The following is a 2,789-nucleotide window of genomic DNA, read 5'->3' as shown; positions in this document are numbered from 1 at the left end:
CCACGGCTACCACCACCAACCCACCACCACCGCCACCCACTTCACCCCCAACCCCTACGGACCCCCCGGCACCCGCCTCTACCGCACCGGAGACCTGGCGTACTGGGACTCCGAAGGCCGCCTCCACTACGCCGGCCGCACCGACGCCCAGGTCAAGGTCCGCGGCTTCCGCGTCGAGCCCACCGAGATCGAGACGGTCCTCACCGGCCACCCGGCGATCTCCCGCGCGGCGGTCCTCACCCACCCGGACCGGCACGGGGCCCCGCAGCTCGTCGCCTACGTCACGGTCGAACCGACAGGCGCCGACACCGGCACGATCACCAGCACCGACGCTCCGGCGCCCGGACCGCAAGACCTGCGTGCCTGGTCGCGTTCGCTGCTGCCCGAGCACATGGTCCCGGCGGTCTTCGTGGTCATGGACCGGCTGCCGCTGACGGCCAACGGCAAGATCGACAGGCGGGCCCTGCCGGCGCCCGCGCTCGACACCGCCGTCACGGCCGACGGGGGCCGGGCTCCGCGTACCCCGGTGGAGGAGATCCTCTGCGGACTGTTCGCCGAGGTGCTCGACGTGCCCCGGTCGCTCACCGCCGAGGACAACTTCTTCGACCTCGGCGGACACTCCCTCCTCGCCGCCCGCCTCACCGGCCGCATCGCGACGACGCTCGACGCCCGGCTCACGATCCGTGACGTCTTCCAGCATCCGACGCCCGCCGCGCTCGCTGCACGGCTCGCCGACCGGGACGGTCGGCCGGCCCTGCCGCCGCTCACCGCCGAACCGCGCAGCTGCGAGCTGCCGCCGCTCTCCTTCGCCCAGCGGCGGCTGTGGCTGATCGCCGACATGGAACAGGGCGGCACCTCGTACAACGTGCCGATGACCGTACGGCTCGAAGGCGCGGTGGACGCGACGGCGCTGCGTTCCGCGTTCGCGGATCTGACGGCCCGCCACGAACCGCTGCGGACGGTGTTCGTACGGGTGGACGGCGAGCCCCGACAGCGTGTCCTGCCCGCCGACGCGGAGCGGCTGGAGTTCGAGTGCCGTCGGGTGGACCCGGCGGAGCTCGACGGAGCCGTCGCGGAGGCGGCAGGTCACGCCTTCGACCTGGCCGTCGAGTGCCCGCTGCGGGTGACGCTGTTCGACCTCGGGTCGGACCGGTACGAGCTGCTCGTGCTGCTGCACCACATCGCGACTGACGGCCAGTCGCTCGCCCCGCTCTTCGCGGACCTGTCCACCGCCTACGCGGCCCGGCGGGCGGGCTGCGCCCCGGAGTGGCCGAAGGAACTTCCGGTCCGTTACGCCGACTTCGCACACTGGCAGCGGCGGGTGCTCGGTGATCCCGGGGACGCGGACAGCCCGCTGGGCCGGGACCTCGCGCACTGGCGCCGCGCCCTCGACGGGCTGCCTGAGGAGATGGGACCGCTCCACGACCGGCCCCGGCCCGCGGTGGCCACGCACCGGGGCGGCCTCGTGCCGGTGGACTTCGGAGCCGATCTCTACGCGGGCATCACGGCACTGGCACGGCGGGAGCGGTGCACGCCCTTCATGGTCGTGCACGCCGCCCTGGCGGCGACGCTCACCCGGCTCGGCGCGGGCACGGACCTCGCGCTCGGCGCCCCGGTGGCCGGCCGTCCGGACGAGCGACTCTCCGACCTGGTCGGCTTCTTCGTGAACACCCTGGTGCTGCGCACCGACACCTCCCGGGACCCGAGCTTCCGTGAACTCCTCGGCCGGGTCCGGGCCGCCGACCTGGACGCGTACGCCCATCAGGACACACCGTTCGACCTGGTCCTCGAAGCGGTGAACCCGGTCCGTTCGCTGGCCAGGCACCCGCTGTTCCAGGTGTGCCTGGCGCTGGAGAGCGGTGCGACGCCGGGTCCGGTGCTCGCGGGGGCACGGACTCTGCGGACGGCTCCGGTGTCCAACGGTTCGGCCAAGTTCGACCTGGAGTTCCTGCTCTCGGGCGACGACGCGTCGGGGCTGACGGGTGCCGTGGTGTACGCGACGGACCTCTTCGACGCCTCCACCGTCGAACGGACGGCGGCGATGCTGCGGCGGGTCCTGGAGCAGGCGGTGGCCGATCCGGGGCAGCGGCTCAGCCGGTTCGAGCTGATGGACGACGCCGAGCGGAAGCGGATCCTCGCCGACGGCCGGGGTGTCGAGGTGGAGATCGGGGACGCGACGCTGGCGGAGCTGTTCGAGGAGCAGGTCCGGCTGCGGCCCGAGCACCCGGCCGTCGTCTTCGGTGAAGAGGCGGAGCTGTTCGAGGAGCAGGTCCGGCTGCGGCCCGAGCACCCGGCCGTCGTCTTCGGTGAAGAGACGCTGACCTATGGGGAGCTGAACGAGCGGGCGAACCGTCTCGCGCATCACCTCATGGCCGCGGGTCTGCGCCGGGGCGACCTCGCCGGCGTCCTCCTCGAACGGAGCAACGCCTTCGCCGTCGCCGTCCTCGCCGTCATCAAGACCGGCGCCGGCTACGCCCTCCTCGACCCCGAGTTCCCCGACGAACGACTCGCCTCAAGCGCCGAGCGGGCGGGGATCGCGGTCCTCGTGACGGACGGGATCCAGGCTCCGCGCGCCGAAGGCCCCTGGCACACGGTCCGGGTGGACACCGAGGCGGAGACGATCGAGGCCCGGCCGGCGAGGAACCCCGGAATCCGGCTCACACCCCAGGACATCGCCTGCGTGATGTTCACGTCGGGATCCACCGGACGCCCCAAGGGCATCCTCTCCTCCCACCGCAACCTCATCTCCACCCTCACCCACCAGACCTACTGCACCTTCGGACCCACCG

At 72.8% G+C, this 2,789-nt stretch carries 1 protein-coding gene; it reads left to right on the top strand.

Features of this window, described 5'->3' with window-relative positions; all coding sequences use genetic code 11:
- Window positions 1–2,789, top strand: a 2,789-nt coding sequence (locus ASD33_RS19425; RefSeq protein WP_157870054.1) for a condensation domain-containing protein, incomplete at both ends; no start/stop codon positions are given.

The organism is Streptomyces sp. Root1304, assembly GCF_001426405.1.
Lineage (GTDB): Bacteria > Actinomycetota > Actinomycetes > Streptomycetales > Streptomycetaceae > Streptomyces.
This window is presented reverse-complemented; position numbering and strand designations above follow the sequence as displayed.